We start from the raw sequence: 16,147 nt of genomic DNA on the forward strand, positions 1-16,147 counted from the left end.
TGCAAAGGTAATAATTATTTTGTTTTTGCAAATATGTTTCTGATAAATTTTACAGTTCTTCGGTGATATATCCTTGTGGCATTTTTCTGCAATTATATTGGCTGGCCATGATTTCTCCGTATGCTCCTGCAGAACGAATTGCGATGAGGTCACCTCTTTGACATTTATTTAAGTCTATTGACTTCGCAAATACGTCGCTTGATTCACAAATAGGGCCTACTACATCATATGCTTCAGTTGGTGCATTGCTGGAAATGTTTTCTATTTTATGATAAGCTTGATATAAAGCAGGTCTAATAAGATCTGTCATACCAGCATCAACAATAGCAAATTTTTTAGCACTACCTTGTTTGACATATAATGTTTTTGTAATTAATGTTCCCATTTGTCCAACTACGGCTCTTCCTAATTCGAAATGTACCTGTTGGCCGTTTCTTAGTTTCAAAAATTTTGAGTATGTTTCAAAATAAGATTTAAAATCAGGAATAGGAGACTGGTTTGGATGTTCATAGTCGATACCTAGGCCACCACCGACATTTATATGTTCAACTTTGATATTGTTTCGCTCAAGAGTGTCTTGAAGTTCGTTTATGCGGTTGCAGAGCGCTTCAAAATCACCCATATCAAGTATTTGGGAGCCTATATGAAAGTGAAGACCAACAAACTTTACATTTTTCATGTTTTTGGCTTCCTCTATAACAGTTAGCATATCGCACATAGCGATACCGAACTTGTTTTCTGCTAATCCTGTAGTAATGTTAGCATGTGTATGGGCGCCAACATTTGGGTTTATACGAAATGCAACATGAGCAATTTTTCCTTTTTCTTGCGCAATTTGGTTGATTACTTCTAGTTCAGGAATACTTTCCACATTAAAGCAGAAAATATCTTTGTCGATAGCGAGTTCTATCTCCCAATCGCTTTTGCCGACACCGGCAAAAACGATTTTATTTGCAGGAAATCCTACTTCTAATGCTCTTTCTATCTCACCGCCGCTGACACAGTCTACACCGAGACCAGCTTGGCAGATGATATTTAGTACTTTTGGATTAGCATTTGCCTTTATGGCATAATGAACCATAAAATGTTCATGTTTGTCAGTCTCAGATTTAATCGCTTTTAGTGTATCTCTGAGAATGTTTGTGTCGTAATAGTAGAAGGGAGTTCGTATATTTTTGAACTTTTCTACCTGGAATTTTCCTTTCATTATTCTCCTTTTGAAAAATATTATCACTTATTGAATAGCACCTTACTAAGGTTCTGAAGTGCTTGCTTCTTATCAGCTTCTCTAATTAAGAATGATATGTTATAGTTTGAACCACCATATGAAATCATTCTAACTGGAATATTCTTCATGGCATCGGTTGCTATTGTTTCGAAACCAAGGTTACTCCAGTCTAGGTCACCTACAACGCATACGATACACATGTTACTATCCACTGTAACAGTACCATATTTTTTTAATTCGTCAACAATTTCGTTAAGGTGTGAATCATTGTCAATACTCATACTAACTCCAACCTCAGAAGTTGTAATCATATCAATAGGAGTTTGATAACTCTCAAAGATTTCGAATACCTTTCTTAAGAAACCTGTTGCCAAAAGCATTCGACTACTTTTTATCTTAATTGCTGTAATATTATCTTTGGCAGCAACTGCTTTAATTTTTCCGCGAACAATAACGTTGTCAATGATAGTACCATCAGCTTTAGGGTCCATGGTATACTTTAAGCGCACTGGAATTCCTGCATATTTAGCAGGTTGAACGCATGTAGGATGCAGAATTTTAGCTCCAAAATAAGCAAGCTCTGCTGCTTCTTCAAAATTAAGTTGTCTAACAGCTTCTGTTTTTTCTACAATACGAGGGTCGTTATTGTGCATACCATCGATATCTGTCCAGATTTGTATTTCTTCAGCAGGAAGAGCAGCTCCAATAAGTGATGCGGTATAGTCTGAACCTCCACGCTGGAGATTGTCAACTTCGCCATAAGCATTTCTGCAGATAAATCCCTGTGTTATATAAATTTGGTAACCAGTATTGGCTTCCATAACGTCATGAAGCTTCTCTTTGATGTACTGAGTGTCGGGTTCTGCATTTTTGTCAGTACGCATGAAGTCAAGTGCATTGAGGAGCACAGCCTTAACACCAATTTCATTTAAATAGTTTACAACCATATTGGTGCTCATGATTTCTCCTTGTGCTACGATACTTTTCTCTTCGAATGAAGTAAAAAGATCTTTAGTGAAGGAACGAAGATAATCAAATTCGCCAGCAAGAAACTCACGTGTAGCCTTTTTAGTCTCTTCTTTAGAATACAGTTCCTCTACATGCTGCATGTATTTTGCTTCAAGTTTATTGATAACTTCATTGGCACCTTCAGGATTCTTTTTATATAGATAATCGCTAATCTCTACCAAAGAGTTAGTTGTTCCACTCATAGCTGAGAGAACAACGAATGTTGGTTCACCTGATTCTGTGACTAATGAGGCTACTCCCTTCATGCGCTCAGGAGAGCCAACAGAAGTACCTCCAAATTTCATTACCTTCATAATCGTATCTTTTAAGTTTAAATTCTTATTCTTTTAACTTTCCTCACCTGTCTCTGCATCTTCTGTTAAGTCAAGGTGATTGTATTCATTTGTGACATCTTTTATTAATCCGTCTTTACAGCGATAAACAATTCCTGGAAATTTATCGAGCAGTGGTATGTTGTGGGTTGTTATAATCACTGCTGTTCCCATGTTTGTTATATCCTTAAGAAGTTGGATAATTTTATATGCTGTTTCTGAATCTAGATTACCAGTAGGCTCATCTGCAATTATCATTTTAGGATGGTTAAGCAAAGCTCGTGCAATTGCGATGCGTTGTTGTTCGCCACCAGATAATTCATGTGGCAGTCTGTCAATTTTATCAGTCATTCCGACTTCTTCTAGTACGTCTTGGATACGTTTTTCGATATCTTTTTTGTCCTTCCAACCTGTAGCTTTTAGTACGAATTGTAAATTCTCGCGTACAGTTAATCTATGCAGTAGTTTGAAATCTTGGAAAATGATTCCAATTTCTCGGCGAAGTGCAGGAATCTCTTTTCTTTTTAACGCAATGAGGTTACGACCTAGAACTTCTGCTTTTTCTGTTTCGTCTTTTATTAGATCCAGCTCGCTATAAAATGTCTTTAATAACGAACTTTTTCCAGAGCCCACTTTACCGATAATGTATATGAATTCTCCCTCATCTACATGGAAGTTGACGTCTTTTAGAATTAAATTGTCTTCTTGGTAAATATTTACCTTCTCGTAATCTATTAACATAATGCGTAATTTTTTTTATCGTTTGTATGTTCCTAGAAACTTAGCCAATCTTCGGTCTTTATCCCAATCTGGTTGGTGACGTTTAAGTAATTCTGCTGCTACATCTTCGATTCTTAGTCCTTTAGCTTCTAACAAGACAATTAGATGATAAAGAATATCTGAAGCTTCATAGATCAGTTTTTCATCTGTTCCTGATACCGCTTCAATAACAGTTTCTAGTGATTCTTCGCCAACTTTTTGTGCTATTCGTTTTACTCCTTTGTTGAAAAGGGCTGTAGTATAGCTTCCTTCAGGCATTTCCTGATGACGCTTCGTGATAAAATCTTGAAGTTCTGATAAGAAGAGGATAGGATTATATTTATTTTCTTCGCCCCAGCATGTATCAGTTCCTTTATGGCAAGTTGGACCATTTGGTATAACTTCTACAAGTAAAGTGTCATTATCGCAATCAACTTTTATGCTAACTAAATTCAAGAAGTTACCTGAAGTTTCACCTTTAGTCCAAAGACAATTTCGAGAGCGACTCCAAAATGTAACTTTTTTTGTTTCTATTGTTTTGTTATAAGATTCCTCATTCATAAAACCAAGCATGAGAACATTCTTAGTTTTATAGTCTTGTATTATTGCTGGAACAAGTCCATTCATTTTTTTAAAATCTATTTCCATATATCTGTTAGATATTTAAATTCTTACATTAATACCTTCTTTTCTAAGGTATCTTTTTAAATCAGGAATAGTAATTTCGCCAAAGTGAAATACGCTAGCGGCTAATGCTGCGTCTGCCTTTCCTAATTCGAAGACATCTTTAAAATGCTCCATATTTCCTGCACCACCGCTTGCTATAACAGGTATACTAACTTCATCAGCTAATTGTGCAAGTGCTTCATTTGCAAATCCTTGTTTTACTCCATCATGATTCATGCTAGTAAATAGGATTTCTCCGGCTCCTCTATCAGCAACTTCTTTAGCCCACTCAAAAAGTGGTAATTCTGTACGTTCTCTACCTCCTTTAACGTAGCAATACCAGCCGTCTTCATCTAGTCTCGCATCAATGGCGCATACACAGACCTGTGATCCATAGTGATGCGCAATCTCATCGATGAGGTTAGGATTTCTGATAGCAGCGCTATTAATGCTTATTTTATCGGCACCAGCATTAAGTAAGCGATCTACATCGGTAATTTCATTGATACCGCCACCTACTGTAAATGGAATATTAATCTCAGCAGCAACGCGAGTTACCATATCTGTAAATGTCTTTCTTTCTTCAAAACTTGCAGTAATATCCAGAAAGACAAGCTCGTCTGCTCCTGCATCGCTATATGCTTTTCCCAATTCTACTGGGTCGCCAGCGCTGCGAAGATTAATAAAATTAGTACCTTTGACGGTTTCTCCATTTTTAACATCGAGGCATGGAACTATTCTTTTTGCTAATCCTTTATTGATCATGGAGTCGTATTATTTTTTCAATCCTAATTTTTGAATATCTATTTTCCCTTCGTAATAGGCTTTGCCAAAGACAACAGCAGGAATTCCAGCTTTTTCCAGTTCGGTGATATCTTGGTTACTAGAAACTCCTCCACTTGCTATTAAATGAAGGTCTGGATATTCTTGCATGATGCGTTTGTATAATTCTATCGCAGGACCTTGCAGAGTTCCATCTTTACTTATTTCTGTGCATAATACATTTTTAACCCCTTTATCTATGTATTTTTTTAAGAAGGGTAGAAGGTCTTCACTAGAGTCTTCTTTCCATCCGTTTATCGATATTTTGCCATTTCTGACATCTGCACCAAGAATAAGTTTATCTGCTCCATATTTATTTATCCATTCTATAAATAAGTCTGGTTGGGTAACAGCAATAGAGCCTATTGTTACCATGGATGCTCCATGTTCAAAAGCTTGTTCGATATCGTCTTTAGTTTTTATTCCACCACCAAAATCGATTTTTAAGTTAGTCGATTTTGATATAGCTTCTAAGACTTCTTTGTTGACGATATGTTTTGATTTTGCTCCATCAAGATCCACAACATGAAGTCTCTTAAATCCGAGTGATTCAAATTCTAAAGCGACATCGATAGGATTTGTATTATATACTTTCTTTTGAGTATAGTCACCTTTGGTCAGCCTTACACATTGTCCGCCGATAATATCAATGGCAGGAATAAGTTCAATCTTATTTGTCATGTTTTATCTTTGATTAATGATATCTATAAAATTGCGTAATATCTGTTCACCTACTTTCCCACTTTTTTCTGGGTGGAACTGACAAGTATAGAAATTGTCTTTGTGAAGGCAAGCACTATAATTTTCGATATAATTTGCTTCAGCTATTGTATCTTTACATATAGGTACGTAATAGCTATGTACGAAGTAAACGTATGGGCGATTACCTAAATTTTTTAATAAACGATTATCTTCATTTTGAGATAAAATTAATTCATTCCATCCCATGGCTGGTACTTTGTCTTCATGCTTTTGGGGTATAAATTTCTTGACAGGAACATCAAATATTCCGATACAATCAACGTTACCCTCTTCAGAGTATTTACAAAGCAATTGTTGTCCCACACATATTCCCAAGACGGGTTGTTTCAGGTTACGTATAACTTCATCAAGTTTATGGGCTTTTAGATATTCCATAGCTTCATGTGCATTACCTTGTCCTGGAAAAATAACACCATCTGCTTTTGATAATTCCTCTACATCATCTGTCAAAATTGGATCAATTCCAAGTCTTTTTATTGCATTTACAACAGAGTAAATATTACCTGCATTATATTTTACTATAGCTAAATTCATTAACTGAAGATAATTGTTTTATTATGATAGGTGAGTATTTTATGTTCTATTTGTTTTGTTACAGCACGGCTAAGAACTATTTTTTCAATATCCTTTCCTTTGAGTACTAAACTTTCTGGAGTATCTTTATGTGTAATTCTAGTTACATCTTGTTCTATAATAGGACCAGCATCTAGTTCTGCTGTTACATAATGGCTTGTGGCACCTATAATTTTTACGCCTCGCTCCCAAGCTCGGTGATAAGGTTTTGCACCAATGAAAGCAGGTAAGAAAGAGTGATGAATGTTGATGATATGATTTGGATATGTTTTTATCATGTCATCACTAATTATTTGCATGTATCTAGCTAAAACGATAAAAGAAATCTTTTCCTTTTTTAAAAGTTCCATTTCTGCTTTCTCGACTTCAGCTTTGTTACTATGATCTTTTTTTATTGACCAAACATAATATGGTATTTTAAACTGATCGGCAATATATCTGAGGTCTTCATGATTACTAATGATACATGGTATATCCACATTCCATTCACCAGCTTTGTATCGAGCTAATAAATCATATAAGCAGTGACTTAGTTTGCTGACAAAGATAGCCATTCTAGGTTTTTCATCATTAAAATATAATTGAAATTCCATTTTGTATCTTTGAGCATACAAAGTATTAATAAAATCTTGAATTTTCTCTCGAGGTATTAGAAAATTCTCCAGTTCCCATTCGATACGCATAAAGAACATTGCGTCTTCTCGATCTACATATTGATCGAGATAAACGATGTTGCCCTTGTTATCTGTGATAAATTTTGTAACATCTGAGATGATGCCCTGTTTGTCTGGGCAGTGGAGCAATAGTATTGCCGTTGGTTTCATTCTTTATTGCTATATTATTATCCGAAAATTCACTTTGTAATTAATTTCTGGTGATTTTAAACCATCATATATTGCAAAGGTACAACTTTTCTTTCAAATGAAAGCAATATAGATATATTTTCTTACTTTTCGGTGTAGAAAAGGTGAAAATTATAGTATTTGTGCTAGTTTAGCTTACAGTCTTTAAGAGGGGGAGCTCATTTATTCATCAGAATGTTCAGCAGAGTGAAGAATGATAGAAGTAGCACCTATAGTAAAGAGAGTGTTATCATAAATAACTCTCTTTTCTTTGTCTCCTAAGATTTCATTATCTACAAAAGTTCCAGTATAGCTTGGACCATCCTGTAAAATATATTTAAGTTTTCCTTTTTTATCTTTTGTTACATTGATAGTACAATGTGTCATGTCTACACTTGGATCAACGGTTTCTATAGGACAATTAATTTTACTCCCTTTCATATAGCGTCCTATTTTGTTAATTCCAAATTGTAGTGGAATTATTTGTTTGTAATGAAACACATTTTCGATGACGACTATAGAGCCATATCCAGTTTCATTTTCCTTAGCTTCCTCTTCAATATTTTCCTCTTTACGAGTATTTTTGAGTTTGGATACACCTAATCTTATTCCAAATTCTTTTCCACATTGTGGACATTGGAATACTAATGATTGACCAGATTCATATTTGGTCTCATCAAAAAAGGTATATTGGTCGCATCTAGGACAACGAACTCGTTTCATTATATCTGTTTATTAATTTTTATTACCCAACCACCAGCAAATTCTTCTTCATTATTGAGTGTATTCAAAGCTTTAAGAGCTTCTTTCTCATTTCGATAATGTCCTAATACAACTTTAGTAGCTCCTTGGTTTGTTAATACTCTTGCAGAAACATAGCCTTGTTTGCGTAAAATGTTTACATAGGCTTCTGCATTTTGTGTTGTAGTGTGACTAGCTACTACAATGCTGTATTCTGATGTAGGAACAGATGTCTTTGAATTATTATTCAGAGAAGAAAGTTCTATATTAACCTTCTTACTATTTGCTGTTTTGTTTGTATTTAGCTTTAATGGGATATTTGAAGAAATATCCTTAGGTAAAATATGATATAGAATACCTGTATCAATACTGCTTTGATTAACTTTTGAACTTTGATAGTTTCCTAAAGGTGTAGCAAAGAAGAGAGATGCAATAAGTACAATACAAGCAGCTGCTAAGTTTCTTAATACACTTACGCGAATGCTTATAGTTCTTTCTTTTGTTTTGTCTTCTTGCTCTTCGTTCAATATACTATTTAAGGTTCTTGATGTAGTATTGTTAGAAGGTATAGCGTCTTTAGATATCATTACTTCTTTATAGTTAGTGATATCTTGTGTCGTTTCTACTTCTTGAAGCATTGGAAAATCAAAATTTGATAATCCATATAAGCTTGGTGTCAATGTACCAGCTTCACAAGGTTCGAAATTATATTTACCATCTTCTGTTAAGGTAAGAGTACCTATATCGGTAAGGGTAAAGTTACCTTCTATTTCTAATCTTTGTTTTAGTTCGTTTACTTCATCTTCTATCCTAATTAATGCTTCAGGATAGCTAATGTCATAAGCTTCAACGTATGATTGGGCAAGCAATGAATCATTCATTTTTAATTGCGGATTAAAACCAATCGTACGAAGAGGTGGCAAGAATATTTGATTCTTGTCATCATATTTAGCTTCAACATGATGAGCCATAAAACCTCCAAAGTCTGGGATTATAACACAATCGTTGTTGAGCAAAAGGATTTCTATATGTCTATTCAAATTTATCACGATTGCAAAATTAATATTTTTTCTTGTAAAAAGCGAGTAATTAACGTAAAAAAACATATGACTCAATAATTATGTATATTTGTTTTGTTATTCTTTTAAAAAAAACTATCTTTGTTTTCGCTTTTAAATATTTGTGTAAGTGTAACTTTCGAACGAAATAGGCTTTATGGCTTAATTTCATTTGTAATTTGCATGTGAGTTTCGTTTGATCGTATTTTTAATACGGAAAGTACAGTAATCAAAACTGATAATGAAAAGAAAATTAATTCTGTTATTTTGCCTTGTCTTAGGCTTATATAGTTGCAGGCAGAATCCTGTAAAGAATGAGGTCCAAGAAGACACTAACGCTAAAAAAATGCTTCAAGGTGTTTGGATTAGTGAAGATGATGAAGAAATTGCATTCCGTGTTAAGGGCGATACCATTTATTATCCCGATTCTACAAGTCGACCTTGCTATTTTGTAATTCGACGTGATACTTTGATTATGCATGGTACTCATGATGTTAAGTATTATATAGTAAAGCAGGCTCCTCATTTATTTCAATTTAAAAATCAAACGGGCGATTTAGTTAAGTTGGTAAAAAGTACCGATCCTAATGATGTTAAAGCTTTTAATGTGGATCAGCCTGTTGCAATAAATCAATTCAATCAGGGTCAACTTATTAAGCGGGATACAGTGGTTCATATTCATGGGCAGCAATATCATAGTTATGTGCAGGTGAATCCTACTTCATACAAGGTCTATAAGTCGTATGTAAATGACGATGGTGTTGAGGTTGACAATATTTATTATGACAATATTATTCATATCAGTCTTTTTCATGGTGCGTCTTGTGTTTTTTCTCGCGATTTTCATAAGATGGATTTTAGGGGTAGAGTTAGAGAAGATGTATTATCTCAAAGCATATTGAGTGATATCCTGTTTATGGAAATTAGTTCAGATGGAGCGCATTATACAGCACAATTGTGCATACCTGATAGTCCAAGTGTATATGAAGTGCAACTCATTATAGGTTTTGATGGAAAGTTAACAATGAGAAGTTCTCGATAGTATTATTCTTTTGATATAAAAAAAGCATGGTTGAAACTACCATGCTTTTTTTAATATCATTAAGAGCAGCAGAATAAAACTATTATCTGCGCAAAGAAAATCCTTAGGAACATACTTAATGGATATACTGTAGAATATCCAATAGCAGGAGCTTCTCCTGGACAAATAGAGCTTGCATAAGCTAATGCTGGTGGGTCAGTATATGTACCAGCAATCATACCCATGATAGTATAGTAATTAAAGTTATATTTCTTTCTAGCAATTGTTCCTATAATGAAGATAGGAATGATAGTTATCAAGAATCCTGTAAGTACATACCACAAACCGTCACCTTTTACTACGGTGTCCCAGAAGCCTGCACCGGCTTTTACTCCAACTGATGCAAGGAATAACACTAATCCGATCTCTCTTAGCATCATGTTCGCTGATGTCGTCGTGTAAGTGACAAGTCCCATGCGGTATCCATATCTTCCGATGAGTATGGCGATGATGAGAGGTCCACCTGCTAAACCTAATTTTAGAGGAACAGGCATGCCTGGTATCGCAATTGGTAAACTTCCAAAGAGAATACCAACTATAATACCTATGAAGATTGTAGCAATATTAGGAGCATTCAGCTTCTTTTGTGAATTTCCCATCAGTTCTGCTACACGATTAACATTTTCTTCAGGGCCAACAACCATGATTTTATCTCCAACGTGGAAGTGATGGTTTCGGCTTGCAAACAAGTCAATTCCCTGACGAGTAATACGTGTTACGTTAACTCCATAGAGGCTTGAAAAATGCATTTTTCCAAGGCTCTTACCATTCATAGAACTGTTTGTAACAATGATTCTCTTAGAAATCATAGGTTGCTGCTGGTCATCCTCTTTGAAGTCTGTATCAATTTCCGGACCGATAAAAGCTTGAATGGCTTCTGCGTCTGATTCTGCACAAACGAGCAGGATTTCATCATCTTTTTCAAAGATAGTGTCACGACTAGGAACTTCTAACTTGCCTTCATGAAGTATACGAGTAACCACAATATCGCGATTAAGGAAATCTGAAATTTGTTTTAGATTTCTACCTACGATATAATCATTTGTAACTTTGAGGTGTAATGAGTGAGGTTTTGCGTGTGGATTTTCAGCTTCCTTTTGATTAAGTTCAGCATTTTCCTCGTCAAAATTTACATTACAAATAGCTTTGACAAGTAGAGTAGCACCAATAATACCTAAAACACCTAGTGGGTATGCACATGCGTATCCATTCGCAATAAGAGGCAATTGGCCAGTTCTTATTGAATGTAAAGCTTCACTTGCAGCACCTAGGCCTGGAGTATTGGTAACTGCACCATACATTGTACCAACCATCATAGGTAAGTTGTCAACGTTGCTTGTATCAAAGAAAATAAAGTAGCAAGCAAACATTACGGCAACATTAAGAATGATAGAAGAAGTTGCTAACATGTTGAGTTTGATACCACCTCTTCCAAAACTTTCAAAGAAGCCTGGGCCTACTTGAAGACCAATCATAAAAACGAAGAGGATTAAACCAAAATCCTGCAAAAAGTTAAGTACTGGGGTAGGAGCGGTAAAACCGATATGCCCTGCTAAAATACCTGCAAACAGTACGAAAGTAATGCCTAAAGAAATGCCTTTTACTTTAATCTTGCCAAGGTATACACCTGCCGCAATTACAATGGAATAAAGTAAGACGATGTGCGCTACACTGTCTTGTGTTCTAAATAGATCTAATAACCAATCCATGATAATAATTTATTCTTGGCTGCAAAGGTACAAAAAAAGATGCATAAACATTTTATTTATGCATCTTTTTGTTTTATAGTATGAAATTATTTTCCTTCAATTGCTGCTACACCTGGTAAAATTTTTCCTTCGATAGCTTCAAGCATAGCACCACCACCGGTAGAAACATAGCTTACTTTATCTGCCAAGCCGAACTTGTTAACAGCTGCTACAGAGTCACCACCACCTACGAGTGAGTAAGCACCATTTTCCTGAGTTGCTTTTGCAACAGTCTTAGCGATTTCGCCTGTACCAACAGCGAAGTTGTCAAGCTCGAATACACCAACAGGACCGTTCCAAAGGATAGTCTTTGAGTTAAGAATGATATCCTGCCATACCTTAACAGATTCTTCAGCTGCATCCATACCTTCGTAATCCTCAGGAATTTCGCCGATAGGGTAAACGACGCGCTCTGCATCATTGCTGAATTCTTTAGCACATACAGTATGAGTAGAAAGACTCAAGTTTACACCTTTTTCTTTAGCTACCTTCATTACGTTAAGTGCTTCTGGGATCAAATCATCTTCGTGAAGAGACTTACCGATGTGACCGCCCTGAGCCTTAATGAATGTATAACCCATACCACCACCGATAATCAGGTTGTCAACCTTATCGAGCAAGTTTTTGATTACACCGAGTTTAGAAGAAACTTTGCTACCACCGATGATAGCAGTGAAAGGATGCTGAGCATTCTTCAATACATTGTCGATAGCAGTTACTTCTTTCTCCATCAAGAAACCAAGCATTTTGTGATCTGCATCGAAATAATCAGCGATAACAGCTGTAGAAGCATGTTTACGATGGGCAGTACCGAAAGCATCGTTTACGTATACGTCAGCATAAGAAGCAAGTTTTTTTGCAAATTCTTCCTGCTTTGCTTTCATTTCTTTCTTAGCCTCGTCATACTTAGGATCTGCTTTGTCGATACCTACTGGCTTACCTTCCTCTTCTGCATAGAAACGAAGGTTTTCGAGCAATAATGCTTCACCTGGTTTCAAAGCTGCAGCAGCGTCAGATGCATTACCACAATCTTCTGCAAATTTTACATCTACGCCTAAAGCATCAGAAACATTCTTTACAATCTGGCTAAGAGAAAGTTTTGGATTAACCTTACCTTTTGGCTTGCCCATGTGGCTCATCATGATGACAGAACCTCCATCTGAAAGAATCTTCTTCAGTGTTGGCAGAGCACCCTTGATACGAGTGTCGTCTGTTACATTTCCATTTTCATTCAATGGTACATTGAAGTCCACGCGTACAATTGCCTTGTGTCCGGCAAAGTTAAAGTCATTGATTTTCATTCTTCTATTATTTAAATAGTTAATATTTCTGTTATCAATTGTTTCGCAAAAATAACACTTTTAATATAATAAAAAAAATAAATCGTCACATTTCATGAAATTTTAATAATTTAATTGTCTATATGTAACGTGGAGTTTACAAAAAGATGTATCTTTGCAGTGAAAAAGGAAAAAGTTAGATATGAAAGATTCTGTTATTGTAGTAAGTGGTGGATTGGATTCTATCACATTATTATATGAAAAGCAAGCTGAGATTGCTTTAGGTATTAGTTTTGATTATGGGTCTAATCATAACAGCAAAGAGATTCCATTTGCCAAAATGCATTGCGAACGTTTAGGAATAAAGCATATTACCATCAATTTGGAGTTTATGCATCAATATTTTAAAAGTAGTCTTTTAGAAGGTGGTGATGCTATTCCTGAAGGAAATTATGACGAAGAGAATATGAAATCAACAGTAGTTCCTTTCAGAAACGGAATCATGTTAAGCATTGCTGTTGGTTTGGCGGAAAGTCACGGCTTAAAAAGAATTTTTATAGCTAATCATGGTGGAGACCATACGATATATCCGGATTGTCGTCCAGAGTTTATACAAGCGATAGACAATGCAGCTCAAGCTGGAACATATGAAAATGTTAGAATTGAAGCTCCTTATACCAATATTACCAAGGCTGATATTGTAAAACGTGGTTCTGCTTTAGGTATTCATTATGAAGATACTTGGAGTTGTTATAAGGGTGGTGATATACATTGCGGGAAATGTGGCACCTGCACAGAACGAAAAGAGGCTTTCGAATTGGCAGGTGTACAAGATCCTACAGAATACATAGAGTAATTAGCCAAATAAAGCTCGAAGAGCCTCTTCGACTTTTCGTACGGGGTGTAGTTCTATTTCAAATTTTTGAGGATCTATACCCTTTAGGTTATATTTTGGTATAATCATATGGCTGAAGCCTAATTTTTCAGCTTCAGCTATTCTTTGTTCTATTCGGTTTACAGGACGAACTTCTCCACTCAAACCAACTTCTCCACACATGCACCACCCAGATTCAATAGCGGTGTCTACATTACTACTAAGAACTGCTGCTATTACGCTGAGATCCATAGCTAGGTCTGTAACACGAAGTCCACCTGCAATATTGAGAAAAACATCTTTTTGCATGAGCTTGAAACCGACTCTTTTTTCGAGGACAGCTAATAGCATGTTAAGTCTTCTTTGGTCAAATCCGGTAGCTATACGTTGTGGAGTACCGTATGCAGCACTGGAAACTAGGGCTTGTGTTTCAACTAAAAACGGGCGTACTCCCTCTATGGCCGACGATATAGCTATGCCGCTAAGACCTTGGTGGTCTTGAGTTAGAAGAAGCTCAGAAGGATTATTTACTTGACGTAATCCTCCCTGTGTCATTTCGTATATACCAAGTTCTGATGTGCTTCCAAATCTGTTTTTAATACTGCGAAGAATACGATACATATAATGTTGATCGCCTTCAAATTGTATAACTGTATCTACAATATGTTCTAATATTTTAGGTCCAGCTAAAGTTCCTTCTTTATTGATATGACCAATTAAAATTACAGGAATGCCGCTAGTTTTAGCGAACCTGAGTAGGGCCGCAGCACATTCTCTAACTTGCGAGATACTACCAGGACTGCTATCAACGTTTTCTGTAGATATAGTCTGAATAGAATCAATAATAATGAAGTCGGGTTTATATTCTGAAATGCGTTGAAAAATTTTTTCAAGATTGGTTTCACAAAGAATACTGATGTGCTCGGTATTTGTGTGGTTTCTATTTAATCTTTCTGCACGCAATTTTATTTGGTGAGCACTTTCCTCTCCACTAACATATAAGATCGTTCGTTCAGGCATGTTGATAATAGTTTGAAGAGTTAAAGTACTCTTACCTATTCCAGGCTCTCCCCCTAAAAGAGTAATGCTACCTGGTACCATTCCACCACCTAAAACCCGATTGAATTCTGAATCGTGCATATCTAGTCTAGGCTCGTCTTCAGCCTTGATTTCAGTAAGCTTTCGTGGCTTTTCTTCGCTACCTGTATTGGCTCCGAAAAGCATATCAGCTCCACCATGTCGCATTTGAATTGCAACACTTTTAGCTGCAGAACTACCAGTACTATCAGTTATTCTTATTTGTTTGAAAGTGTTCCATTGGTTGCAACTAGGGCATTTCCCAATCCACTTTGCTGATTCTTGTCCACAGTTACTGCAAACGTATACGATTTTATCCTTTGCCATAGTTCAACAAAAATACTAATATATTTTTGGATAACAAAATTTATTTGTATTTTTGCAGTTAATGAAAAAGATATTCCCTTTATTAATTGCAATTATCTTGGTGAGTTCTTGTGGACAGTCTTACCAAGAAAAGCAGAGAATCTCTAAGCAAGATCGTGCTCGATTAGATAGTATAGATAAAGCATCATTGAAGGTTGGTGTTATGCCGACTTTGGATTGTCTTCCTTTATATATAGCCAAGGAAGAACGATTGTTTGATACTTTAGGTGTCAGTGTTCATCTTAAGTATTTTAAGTCTCAGATGGACTGTGATACAGCCTTAATTAATGAGCGAGTAGAAGGTTCTGTTACAGATTTGTTTCGAGCAGAACGTCTTCGTAAACGAGGAGTATTGCTAAATTATCCGATAGCTACTAATGCTTATTGGCAATTGATAAGCAATCGTAAGGCTCGTATTACTGAAATCAAGCAATTAGAGGATAAAATGGTTGCTATGACCCGCTATTCTGTTACAGATTTTCTTACGAGTTTGGCTATCGATAGTGTTAAACCAAAATATGAAGTTTATCGTATTCAAGTCAATGATGTTGGCGTCCGTTTGGATATGTTATTGAACAAAGAAATGGATGCTATGTTCTTGACTGAGCCACAAGCTACAAAAGCTCGTCTTTATCAAAATCCAGTATTAATGGATACACGCGATCGAGATATGCAATTTGGTGTATTCGCTTTTCGTTCAAATTCTCTGAAAGATGTAAAACGCCAAAAGCAGTTGAAGCTATTTGTTAAGGCTTATAATATGGCCTGTGATAGTATCAATAAGAATGGTGTAAAACATTATGGATATTTGGTAAAGAAATATTGTGGCATAGATGATAAAACAGTAAATGCTTTGCCAAAGCTTCATTTTGCTTATGCTTCTTCGCCACGAAGAAAGGATTTGAAGTTTGCGGAAAATAGATATTAATC

The 16,147-nt window shown here is 35.8% G+C and carries 16 protein-coding genes; 3 read left to right on the forward strand and 13 right to left on the reverse strand.

The window, feature by feature from the left end:
• Window positions 1-49: 49 nt before the first annotated feature.
• The 10 genes from lysA to L6469_RS01590 form a co-directional block, all read right to left on the reverse strand.
• Window positions 50-1,207 carry a diaminopimelate decarboxylase gene (gene lysA / locus L6469_RS01545; protein WP_006282986.1) on the reverse strand — a complete coding sequence of 386 codons (1,158 nt, stop codon included), beginning with the start codon at window positions 1,205-1,207 and terminating at the stop codon, window positions 50-52.
• Window positions 1,208-1,230: 23 nt separating this feature from the next.
• On the reverse strand, window positions 1,231-2,550 hold the full coding sequence (locus tag L6469_RS01550; RefSeq protein ID WP_006282985.1) for an aspartate kinase: 1,320 nt from the start codon (window positions 2,548-2,550) through the stop codon (window positions 1,231-1,233).
• A gap of 33 nt (window positions 2,551-2,583) precedes the next feature.
• A complete protein-coding gene (locus tag L6469_RS01555) occupies window positions 2,584-3,309 on the reverse strand; it encodes a cell division ATP-binding protein FtsE (protein WP_006282984.1) in 726 nt (241 codons plus the stop codon).
• A gap of 15 nt (window positions 3,310-3,324) precedes the next feature.
• Window positions 3,325-3,975: a bifunctional phosphoribosyl-AMP cyclohydrolase/phosphoribosyl-ATP diphosphatase HisIE gene (hisIE, locus tag L6469_RS01560; protein WP_006282983.1), complete on the reverse strand. Its 651-nt coding sequence runs from the start codon at window positions 3,973-3,975 to the stop codon at window positions 3,325-3,327.
• Between the two features lie 15 nt (window positions 3,976-3,990).
• Window positions 3,991-4,758, reverse strand: coding sequence for an imidazole glycerol phosphate synthase subunit HisF (gene hisF, locus L6469_RS01565; protein WP_006282982.1), 768 nt, complete (start codon window positions 4,756-4,758; stop codon window positions 3,991-3,993).
• A 9-nt stretch (window positions 4,759-4,767) separates the two neighbouring features.
• Window positions 4,768-5,496: a 1-(5-phosphoribosyl)-5-[(5-phosphoribosylamino)methylideneamino]imidazole-4-carboxamide isomerase gene (hisA, locus tag L6469_RS01570; protein WP_006282981.1), complete on the reverse strand. Its 729-nt coding sequence runs from the start codon at window positions 5,494-5,496 to the stop codon at window positions 4,768-4,770.
• A 3-nt stretch (window positions 5,497-5,499) separates the two neighbouring features.
• On the reverse strand, window positions 5,500-6,111 hold the full coding sequence (gene hisH / locus L6469_RS01575; RefSeq protein ID WP_006282980.1) for an imidazole glycerol phosphate synthase subunit HisH: 612 nt from the start codon (window positions 6,109-6,111) through the stop codon (window positions 5,500-5,502).
• The gene (gene purU / locus L6469_RS01580) at window positions 6,111-6,974 is read right to left on the reverse strand and encodes a formyltetrahydrofolate deformylase (RefSeq protein WP_006282979.1); all 864 of its coding nucleotides are present in this window, start codon (window positions 6,972-6,974) and stop codon (window positions 6,111-6,113) included. Before purU ends, hisH begins: the two co-directional genes overlap by 1 nt.
• Window positions 6,975-7,175: 201 nt before the next feature.
• A complete protein-coding gene (locus L6469_RS01585; RefSeq protein ID WP_006282978.1) occupies window positions 7,176-7,715 on the reverse strand; it encodes an FHA domain-containing protein in 540 nt (179 codons plus the stop codon).
• Window positions 7,715-8,782 carry an SPOR domain-containing protein gene (locus L6469_RS01590; RefSeq protein WP_027453401.1) on the reverse strand — a complete coding sequence of 356 codons (1,068 nt, stop codon included), beginning with the start codon at window positions 8,780-8,782 and terminating at the stop codon, window positions 7,715-7,717. The genes L6469_RS01585 and L6469_RS01590 overlap by 1 nt, the downstream gene beginning before the upstream one ends.
• 250 nt (window positions 8,783-9,032) lie before the next feature.
• On the opposite strand from L6469_RS01590, the gene L6469_RS01595 reads away from it, so the two are divergent.
• Window positions 9,033-9,833 carry a DUF4738 domain-containing protein gene (locus L6469_RS01595; RefSeq protein ID WP_006282976.1) on the forward strand — a complete coding sequence of 267 codons (801 nt, stop codon included), beginning with the start codon at window positions 9,033-9,035 and terminating at the stop codon, window positions 9,831-9,833.
• 59 nt (window positions 9,834-9,892) lie between these two features.
• On the opposite strand, the gene L6469_RS01600 is transcribed toward L6469_RS01595, so the two are convergent.
• Entirely contained in the window at window positions 9,893-11,581 is a 1,689-nt protein-coding gene (locus L6469_RS01600; RefSeq protein WP_237851110.1) for a putative transporter, read from the reverse strand.
• An 86-nt stretch (window positions 11,582-11,667) separates the two neighbouring features.
• Complete coding sequence (locus L6469_RS01605; protein ID WP_006282973.1) at window positions 11,668-12,921, reverse strand: phosphoglycerate kinase; 1,254 nt, start codon at window positions 12,919-12,921, stop codon at window positions 11,668-11,670.
• 181 nt (window positions 12,922-13,102) lie between these two features.
• Here L6469_RS01605 and queC point away from each other — a divergent pair, with 181 nt between their 5' ends.
• Window positions 13,103-13,756, forward strand: coding sequence for a 7-cyano-7-deazaguanine synthase QueC (gene queC / locus L6469_RS01610; protein WP_006282972.1), 654 nt, complete (start codon window positions 13,103-13,105; stop codon window positions 13,754-13,756).
• Here queC and radA read toward each other — a convergent pair whose 3' ends face one another.
• Entirely contained in the window at window positions 13,757-15,178 is a 1,422-nt protein-coding gene (gene radA, locus L6469_RS01615) for a DNA repair protein RadA (RefSeq protein ID WP_006282971.1), read from the reverse strand. It lies immediately after the preceding gene.
• 61 nt (window positions 15,179-15,239) lie between these two features.
• Here radA and L6469_RS01620 point away from each other — a divergent pair, with 61 nt between their 5' ends.
• On the forward strand, window positions 15,240-16,145 hold the full coding sequence (locus L6469_RS01620) for an ABC transporter substrate-binding protein (RefSeq protein WP_006282970.1): 906 nt from the start codon (window positions 15,240-15,242) through the stop codon (window positions 16,143-16,145).
• Window positions 16,146-16,147 lie beyond the last annotated feature (2 nt).

Origin of the sequence: Segatella baroniae B14 (genome assembly GCF_022024235.1) — a bacterium.
GTDB lineage: Bacteria > Bacteroidota > Bacteroidia > Bacteroidales > Bacteroidaceae > Prevotella > Prevotella bryantii.

Bases quoted from the DNA above. Each gene is read 5' to 3' on its own strand.
- L6469_RS01585 (WP_006282978.1), bottom strand. From the start codon at position 7,715: ATGAAACGAGTTCGTTGTCCTAGATGCGACCAATATACCTTTTTTGAT.
- hisIE (WP_006282983.1), bottom strand. From the start codon at position 3,975: ATGGAAATAGATTTTAAAAAAATGAATGGACTTGTTCCAGCAATAATA.
- radA (WP_006282971.1), bottom strand. From the start codon at position 15,178: ATGGCAAAGGATAAAATCGTATACGTTTGCAGTAACTGTGGACAAGAA.
- L6469_RS01595 (WP_006282976.1), top strand. From the start codon at position 9,033: ATGAAAAGAAAATTAATTCTGTTATTTTGCCTTGTCTTAGGCTTATAT.
- L6469_RS01555 (WP_006282984.1), bottom strand. From the start codon at position 3,309: ATGTTAATAGATTACGAGAAGGTAAATATTTACCAAGAAGACAATTTA.
- L6469_RS01620 (WP_006282970.1), top strand. From the start codon at position 15,240: ATGAAAAAGATATTCCCTTTATTAATTGCAATTATCTTGGTGAGTTCT.
- L6469_RS01600 (WP_237851110.1), bottom strand. From the start codon at position 11,581: ATGGATTGGTTATTAGATCTATTTAGAACACAAGACAGTGTAGCGCAC.
- L6469_RS01550 (WP_006282985.1), bottom strand. From the start codon at position 2,550: ATGAAGGTAATGAAATTTGGAGGTACTTCTGTTGGCTCTCCTGAGCGC.
- hisH (WP_006282980.1), bottom strand. From the start codon at position 6,111: ATGAATTTAGCTATAGTAAAATATAATGCAGGTAATATTTACTCTGTT.
- hisA (WP_006282981.1), bottom strand. From the start codon at position 5,496: ATGACAAATAAGATTGAACTTATTCCTGCCATTGATATTATCGGCGGA.
- purU (WP_006282979.1), bottom strand. From the start codon at position 6,974: ATGAAACCAACGGCAATACTATTGCTCCACTGCCCAGACAAACAGGGC.
- lysA (WP_006282986.1), bottom strand. From the start codon at position 1,207: ATGAAAGGAAAATTCCAGGTAGAAAAGTTCAAAAATATACGAACTCCC.
- L6469_RS01605 (WP_006282973.1), bottom strand. From the start codon at position 12,921: ATGAAAATCAATGACTTTAACTTTGCCGGACACAAGGCAATTGTACGC.
- hisF (WP_006282982.1), bottom strand. From the start codon at position 4,758: ATGATCAATAAAGGATTAGCAAAAAGAATAGTTCCATGCCTCGATGTT.
- queC (WP_006282972.1), top strand. From the start codon at position 13,103: ATGAAAGATTCTGTTATTGTAGTAAGTGGTGGATTGGATTCTATCACA.